We start from the raw sequence: 7,238 nt of genomic DNA, 5'->3' as shown, positions 1-7,238 counted from the left end.
CTCGCTCGGTCCGAGCGCTACAGCGAAGCGGTGGAAGCCGTCGACGACATCAACGTGGGCCTCAGCGACGACGCCGGTCCCAAGGTCGCCGCGTGGAAGGCGCTCGCGCTGGTGTCGACCCATCGCCAGCTCGAGGACTACGAGGAGATGGGCAAGGCGCTCGCGAGCGCCACGGGCATCGACGCGCCGCGCTTTCTCGCGCGGGTCGCGCTCGCGCAGCTCGACCTCGGCCGCGTAGAGGCGGCGCTCAAGGCGCGGCGGCGCATCCGCTGGGCCGGGGCGGAGCCGGACCGCTATCCGCTCGTCGCCGCGCTCGACGCGGAGTTGTTGCTCGCCAGCGGCCTGGCGGATGCGGCCGTCGCGAACGTAGACGGGATCGACGCGCCGGTCGTGCGCAAGGTGCGCGGCCGCGCGCTGTTCGACGCGGGCAAGTACGAGGACGCGCTGGCCGAACTCGACAAGGCGGCGACCCTCGCGCCAGGGGATCCGGAGGTCGCAATGTGGCGCGAGGCGGCGCGCTACGTCGTCGGCGGGCGCGCGCGGCGCGATGCCGACCAGGCGCTCACCAAGCTGGGCTTGCAGGCCAAAGCAAAGGACGCCAAGACGGTGCACGGTCTCGCGCTGCGGATCGCCGGTCGGGCCGACGCAGCGCGCCGCCGCTTCGAGCAGTCGCTCGAAGACGTCAGCGACGAGTACCCGAATGCGCTGGCGTACCGCGCGCACGTCGAGCTGGCGCGCATGGCGCTCGATGGCGGCGCGCTCGAGGCCGCGGAGAAACACTTGAAGGCGGCGCTGGACCAGAACCCGACCTACCTTCCGGCGCGCGCGCTCATGGGACGTACGCTGCTCGCGCTCGGCGATCCGAACGCCGCGCTCGAGCAACTCGTCGATGTGATCGGGGCGAACGTCGCGACGGCGGCCGACGAGTTGGCGTTCGCAGAGGCGCTCGTCGCCGGCTCGCCGAGCGACGAGGACCGGGGCCAGGCGCGTCAGGCGCTCGAGCGCGCGGCGAAAAAGGGGGCGTCGGCCGAGGAGATCGCGCGCGTCGCCGCCCTCGTCGATCCCGACGCGGCCGCGCCGGACAAGCGCCGGCGGCGGCGGCGATGACATCCCGCCGGCGGGCGGGTCACCAGTCGATCGGCCCTGCGCCCTCGCGCAAGACCTCGACGCCGTCGGCGTCCACGCGCAACACCGTCGACGGCTCGCCGAGCGTCGGGCCGCCGTCGATGGCGACGTCGACGGCGGTGCCGTACGCAGTGAGCGTGTCGTCGAGGGTCGCGCCGGCGCTGGTCGTCAACAGCGGACGGCCGAGTTCGCGCGCGAGCGCGAGCGCGATCGGGTGGTTCGGCACGCGCAGGCCGACCTGGCGGCGCTTGCGGTCGAGTACCGTGCGCGGGACGTCCGCGGTAGCCGGGACGACGAACGTATACGGCCCCGGCAGCAATCGGCGGGCGAGGCGGTACGCATCGCGCGTGAAGTGACCGAACTGCGCGGCCGTGGCGACGTCCGGACAGATGAGCGCGAGGCGGTGGTGGCGATCCATTTTTTTCACGCGGTAGATTTTCTCGGTCGCCTTGCGCGCCTCGAGCGCACAACCCAACGCGTAGACCGTGTCGGTCGGGTAGGCCGCGACACCGCCGTCGTGCAGTACGGCGACCGCGCGGCGAATCGCGCGCGGATCGATGCGATCGGGGTCGATGTCGAGCCGGATCACGGCAGACCTCGGAATCCGCGGGCGACGACGTACTGTTCGATCGACTGTTGCCGGCTGCCCTTGGGCTTGACCATCTTGACCGCGTCGAACGACGCGCGGCAGTCGGCGACGAGCCGCTGAAATTCCGGCCCCTGAAACAGCTTGCCGACGAAGTGGCCGCCGCGGGTGAGCGTGTGCCGGGCGATCCACAGCGCGCGCTCGAACAGGGCTTCGGAGCGCGCCTGATCCGCGTGGCGGATGCCGCTGGTGTCCGGCGCCATGTCCGACAGGACCACGTCGAAGCGAGCGTCGGCCGGGGCGCCTGCGAGCGCGAGTTCGGCCAGTAGCGCCGCCGGCTCGACGGCGTGGACGTCGCCGACCACGATGCGCGCGCCGGGTACGTCGATGTCGAGCGGCGAGCGATCCACCCCGACCAGCGCCGACGCACCGCGCTGGCGGCAATACTGTAGCCACGAGCCCGGGCGACAGCCCAGGTCGAGCACGCGAGCGCCGGGGCGAAGCAAGCCGAAACGCCGGTCGATCTCGGACAGCTTGAACACGCTGCGAGCCGCATAGCCCTCTCGGCGCGCGCGCTGGTGGTAGTGGTCGTGGCGCGCGCGCCGGTCCGACAGCTTCGATCGCGCCATCGCTCGTGTCGCGTGGGGCGGAGATCGCGGGCCGATGGGATGTGTCCGCACCGGCCCGCGCCGGCAGCCGCTAGCGGCCCGCCGCGGCCTTCTTGGAGGCCTTCAGCGGGTTCTTCGACCGCTCCTGCTCCGCGCTGCGTCCGCGCTTGTGGTAGACGTCCTTCTTGGTGGCGACGCGCACGAGCACGTAGCCGTTGCGCGGGCCCGGTACGGCGCCGCGCACGAGCACGAGCCCGCGCTCGTCGTCGACGTCGACCAGCTCGAGGTTTTGCACGGTCTTGCGGTCGACGCCCATGCGGCCCGCCATGCGCTTGCCCCTTTTGACGTGGCCGGGCGTGAGCCGACAGCCGATCGATCCGCCGTGCCGGAAGTACTCGTGCACGCCGTGGCTGGCCTTGGTGCCGGCCATGCCGTGGCGTTTGATGACGCCCTGGGTGCCGCGGCCCTTGGTCGTGCCGGTGACGTCGATCGGCCGGCCGGCGACGAACACGTCCTTGGCCGACACGATCTGGCCGACCTCGTACTGGGCGACCTTGTCCGGCGGCAGGCGCAACTCGCGCACCACGCGCATCGGCTTGACCTTGGCCTTGACGAAGGCGCCGCGCTCGGGCCGCGTGACCAGCCGCTCGGGCTTTTCCTCGAAGCCGAGCTGCAGAGCGGAGTAGCCGTCGCGCTCGATCGTGCGCTTGCCCACGACGACGTTGGGGCGGGTGAGGATGACGGTGACCGGGATGCACTCGCCGTCCTGGGCGTACACCTGGGTCATCCCCAGCTTCTTTCCCAAAAGGCCCATTCGCTCTGCCATGACGTAGACTCCTGAAATCGGCGGCGTCGCCGGTTGCTCGCGTGTCGGGACGCGCGTGTATACCCGCGGCTCACGCCGCTGTCAAGCGGAAGAATCTCCGGGCGTTAGCGGTCGTCGCGGCCGCGAGGACCGCCACGTCGATCCCGGCGGCGCGCGCCACGACTTCGCCGGTTTGCGCGACCCACGCCGGCTCGTTGCGCCGGCCCCGGTGCGGCACCGGCGCCAGGTACGGGCAGTCGGTTTCCACCAACACGCGATCCAGCGGCACCTGCCGCACGGCCGCGCGGATCGGCTCGCAGCTGCGCGACGGGAACGTGACGATGCCGGAAAAGGACACGTAGCAACCCAGGTCGACGTAGTCGCGCGCGTCGTCGGGCGTGCCGGTGAAGCAGTGGACGACTGCGCCGACCTCGGCCGCGCCGGTTTCGCGCAAGATCGCCTTGGCGTCGGCGTGCGCGTCGCGGATGTGACACACCACCGGCTTGCCGACGCGGCGCGCCAGCTCGACGAACTCGGCGAACCGCCGCCGCTGCACGTCGCGCGGCGAGTGGTCGTAGTGGTAGTCGAGCCCGGTTTCGCCGATGGCGCACACGCAGTCGGCCCGCGCGAGCCGCTCGAGCGGCTCCCACCAGTCCGGCGCGAGCTTGGCGGCATCGTGCGGATGGACGCCGACCGTCGCGTGCAGCCGCTCGTGGCCGGCCGCGAGGCGGACCGCGCGCTCCGCGGTGGCGAGGTCGCCGGCGGCGCCGACGACGACGATGTCGGTCACGCAGGCGGCGCGGGCGCGCGCGATCACGTCGTCGCGGTCGGCGTCGAACTCGGGGCCGTCGATGTGCGCGTGGGAGTCGATCCACTCGATCGGCGCGGAGGAACAGGGCTTGTCGGTCATGTGGAGGAGCCTCGGGTCTTGCACGCGCGCAGCGCGCGGTCGATGTCGTCGCGCAGGCGGCGGCCGCGTCGCGCCGCGCGCAGGCGTTGGAGTGGGGCGGCGGCCCAGGCGCCGCCGACGGCGGCCAGCGCGTCGACGGCCAGCGCGCGCACGTCGAACCGCCACGCGCGCAGCGCGTCGCACAGCACCGCGCGGGCGGCGCGTTCGGCGTCGCCGGTCGCGCCGAGCGCCAGCGCCGCCTGGGCGGCGCGGACGCGCATTGGCCGGGGATACAGCGGCCGCGCGAGCGCGCGGGCCACGGCGGGGATGGCGCGCGCGTCACCGGCGCGCTCGAGCGCCTCGATCGCGGACCACGCCAGCGCGCGGTCGTCGAGCGCGGCCGCCAGTTCGTCGACGCCGCGCGCATCGCCGAGGGCGGCGAGCGCGTACGCGGCGTCGAATCGCGTCTGACGGCGGGCGTGGTCGAGCAGCCGCGCGAGGGGGTCGGCGGCACGCGGGTCGCCGAGTGCGCCGAGCCCGAGGGCGACGGCCGACAGCACTTCACCGTCGTCGTCGTCGAGCGCGGCGAGCAGCGCCGGCAGCGCGCGGATCCCCGCGACGTCGACCAGCGACGTCGCCGCCTGGAACCGGACGTCGGGCGGGCCGTCGCGCAGCGCGCGGCGCAGCGGCTCGAACGCCGCGTCGTCGCCGATGCGCCCGAGCGCGATCGCGCACGATTGGCGCGCGATGGGCGCGTCGTCGTCGAGCCCGGCGACCAGCGCCGGCACCGCGCGCGCGTCGCCGAGGTGGCCGAGTGCGTGGGCCGCGGCGCCGCGGACGTCGGGGTGATCGTCGGCCAGCGCGGCGATCAGCGCGTCCACGGCGCGGTGGCGCTCGGCGCCCGGGGCGGCGTCAGCCAACGCGACGGCGGCGTCGGCGCGCGTGCGCGCGTCCGAGCCGTGTGCGAGGTCGCGGACGGCTGCGTCGAAGGTGATGGTGACCGAGCGGGCGAACATCGACAGGGGGCCGCGTCAGCGGCGCGCCAGTTCTACCAGATCGACGCGTTCGATCCGCTCCGGCGGGACGCGGCGGACGATCGCTTCGTACAGCTCGTCTTTGTCGGCGACGTCGTAGGGGGCCGGCGCGCCCGGGCCGGGGACGACGACGGTACGCTCGGGGCCGCCGCCGTCGAGCGCGAGGGTGCGGGTGTCGGGCGACGCGACGCAACGCACGACGTCGGTCCACTCGACGAGAAACCGGCGGTCGCCGTGGTGGTCGACCAGCTCGACGCCGCGATCGTCGACGCGCAGCCGGTAGCGCCACACGGGCGAGCGCAAGTACAGCGCCGCGAGCGCCGCCGCACCGCCGCCGAATCCGACGGCCGTCCACAGCGCGCGGCCGCGAGCGCCGCCTACGAGCGCCGCGACGGCCGTGGCGACGCCGAGCGCGATCGCCGTCCACGCGTAGGCGCGATAGCGCGGGAGAAAGCGGAACTCCGTCGCGGTCACGACAGCTCGGGAGCCGGTGCGTCACGCCGGCGCGCGCGCCGCGCGACTGACCAGCTCGTGGATCGCCATGCGCGCGTCGAGCGGGATCGCCTCGAACAGCACGCCGAACCCGCGCGGCAGGTCGACCGGCGTGCCGTCGGGTCCCGGAATCGTGCAGTCCTCGCGCCGCCGCCACAGCGTCCACGCGATCGCCTCGACCTGACCGAAGCCGTCGAGCGGGAAGGTGAAGGCGACGCGCGACAGCAGCGGCAGCGGTTCGCACGCGATGAAGGCCCCATTGGTCGACAGGTCGCGGACGACCCCGGGCAGGGTGTCGCCGATCCGGTCGGTCGACGCGGCGACGCGCTCGTACACGGCGGCCAGGTCATCGTGCAGCCGCAGCGCCGGCTGGCCGACCGGTTCGATCAGCGTCGGGATGTGGACCGCAATGCGCAGAGCGCGCCGCTGTTCTCGACGGGGTGAACTCACGCCTCCTCCTTAGCGGATAATGGTACCCGGGGGTACGTCCGTGTCGACCGCCGACAGGCCGACGATCGCGTCGTCCCCCGCGGCGAGCACCATGCCCTCCGACCGGACCCCCCGGATCGTAGCCGGCTCGAGGTTCGCGAGGAAGATGACTTTGCGCCCGACGAGCTGCTCGGGGGAGTACGCGGCGGCGATGCCGGCGACCACCTGCCGGCGCCCGAGCGGACCGACGTCGAGCTCCAGCCGCAGCAGCCGGTCGGCCTTCGGCACGCGCTCGGCGGCCACGACCTGCGCAACGCGCAGGTCCAGGCGCTGGAAGTCGTCGAAGGACACGAGCGGCCGGCCGGCGGCGTCCGGCGGCGCGCCGGCGGCGTCCGCGGCGGGCGCCGACAGCCCGGCGTCGCCCATCCACTTGGCGTACAGCGCCTCGGCTCGGTCGTCGTCGATGCGCGGAAACAGCGGCTCGCCCCGGGACACGGTGAGGCCGGCCGGCAGCAGGGTTCCGAACGATCCCGGCTCCGGCCACCGGCTGAGCTGCGCCGTCCGGTCCGCGTCCCCGACCCCGAGGCGGGCGAGGATCTCGTCGGCCTTGTGGGGCAAAGCGGGCGCCATCAGCAGAGCGCACCAGGTCACGGCTTCGAGCGCGGCGCGCATGACGCCCGCGACCGCGCCGCTGTCACCGGCCTTGGCCAGCTTCCACGGTTGCGCCTGATCGACGTACTGGTTGGCGGCGCGCACGAGCCGCCATACCTCCTCGAGCGCGCGCGACGGTTCGTAGGCCTCCCAGGCGCGGCCGCTGGCGGCCGCCACCTCGTCGGCCAGCGCCGCGAGTTCGGCTGCGGCGGCCGGACCCGCGGCCGGCACGCGCCCGCCGCAGAACTTGTCCGTCATCGTGATCGTGCGGTGCAGGAGGTTGCCGAGGTCGTTGGCCAGCTCGGCGTTGTAGCGGCCGACCACGCTCTCGTAGCGGAAGTCGCCGTCGAGACCGAGCGGCTTTTCGCGCAGCAGGAAGTAGCGGAGCGCATCGACGCCGATGTCGTCGGCGAGCGCGACCGGGTCGACGCGCGTCGCCGGGATCGACTTGCTGATCTTCTTGCCGCTGACGTTCCAAAAGCCGGTCACGACGATCGACTTGGGCAGCGGCAGCTTCGCGGACAGCAAGAAGCAGGGCCAGTACACTGCGTGAAATCGCAGGATGTCCTTGCCGATGAGGTGGCAGTCGGCCGGCCAGTATCGCGCGTACAGGTCGGCG

At 73.4% G+C, this 7,238-nt stretch carries 9 protein-coding genes; 1 reads left to right on the top strand and 8 read right to left on the bottom strand.

What is annotated here, in order from left to right; all coding sequences use genetic code 11:
- Positions 1-30 precede the first annotated feature (30 nt).
- Positions 31-1,107 carry a hypothetical protein gene (locus D6689_14955; GenBank protein ID RMH40043.1) on the top strand — a complete coding sequence of 359 codons (1,077 nt, stop codon included), beginning with the start codon at positions 31-33 and terminating at the stop codon, positions 1,105-1,107.
- Between the two features lie 19 nt (positions 1,108-1,126).
- On the opposite strand, the gene D6689_14950 is transcribed toward D6689_14955, so the two are convergent.
- The 8 genes from D6689_14950 to metG form a co-directional block, all read right to left on the bottom strand.
- On the bottom strand, positions 1,127-1,903 hold the full coding sequence (locus D6689_14950; protein ID RMH40042.1) for a threonylcarbamoyl-AMP synthase: 777 nt from the start codon (positions 1,901-1,903) through the stop codon (positions 1,127-1,129).
- Positions 1,711-2,340 (bottom strand): RlmE family RNA methyltransferase, encoded by a 630-nt coding sequence (locus D6689_14945; GenBank protein ID RMH40041.1) that lies wholly within the window; start codon positions 2,338-2,340, stop codon positions 1,711-1,713. The genes D6689_14950 and D6689_14945 overlap by 193 nt, the downstream gene beginning before the upstream one ends.
- 70 nt (positions 2,341-2,410) lie before the next feature.
- Entirely contained in the window at positions 2,411-3,145 is a 735-nt protein-coding gene (locus tag D6689_14940; protein ID RMH40040.1) for a 50S ribosomal protein L3, read from the bottom strand.
- Between the two features lie 70 nt (positions 3,146-3,215).
- Positions 3,216-4,034, bottom strand: coding sequence for a TatD family deoxyribonuclease (locus D6689_14935; GenBank protein RMH40039.1), 819 nt, complete (start codon positions 4,032-4,034; stop codon positions 3,216-3,218).
- Positions 4,031-5,029, bottom strand: coding sequence for a HEAT repeat domain-containing protein (locus tag D6689_14930; GenBank protein ID RMH40038.1), 999 nt, complete (start codon positions 5,027-5,029; stop codon positions 4,031-4,033). The genes D6689_14935 and D6689_14930 overlap by 4 nt, the downstream gene beginning before the upstream one ends.
- Positions 5,030-5,044: 15 nt before the next feature.
- Complete coding sequence (locus tag D6689_14925) at positions 5,045-5,521, bottom strand: hypothetical protein (protein RMH40037.1); 477 nt, start codon at positions 5,519-5,521, stop codon at positions 5,045-5,047.
- 21 nt (positions 5,522-5,542) lie between these two features.
- On the bottom strand, positions 5,543-5,989 hold the full coding sequence (locus D6689_14920; GenBank protein RMH40036.1) for a hypothetical protein: 447 nt from the start codon (positions 5,987-5,989) through the stop codon (positions 5,543-5,545).
- A gap of 9 nt (positions 5,990-5,998) precedes the next feature.
- On the bottom strand, positions 5,999-7,238 hold a 1,240-nt coding region (gene metG, locus D6689_14915; protein ID RMH40035.1), incomplete at its 5' end, for a methionine--tRNA ligase subunit beta.

The organism is Deltaproteobacteria bacterium (genome assembly GCA_003696105.1).
Taxonomy (GTDB): Bacteria; Myxococcota_A; Polyangia; order Haliangiales; family J016; genus J016.
This window is presented reverse-complemented; position numbering and strand designations above follow the sequence as displayed.

What these genes read in the sequence shown, in the direction of transcription:
- D6689_14930 (RMH40038.1), bottom strand. Translation starts at nt 5,029, where the DNA reads ATGTTCGCCCGCTCGGTCACCATCACCTTCGACGCAGCCGTCCGCGAC.
- D6689_14945 (RMH40041.1), bottom strand. Translation starts at nt 2,340, where the DNA reads ATGGCGCGATCGAAGCTGTCGGACCGGCGCGCGCGCCACGACCACTAC.
- D6689_14935 (RMH40039.1), bottom strand. Translation starts at nt 4,034, where the DNA reads ATGACCGACAAGCCCTGTTCCTCCGCGCCGATCGAGTGGATCGACTCC.
- D6689_14940 (RMH40040.1), bottom strand. Translation starts at nt 3,145, where the DNA reads ATGGCAGAGCGAATGGGCCTTTTGGGAAAGAAGCTGGGGATGACCCAG.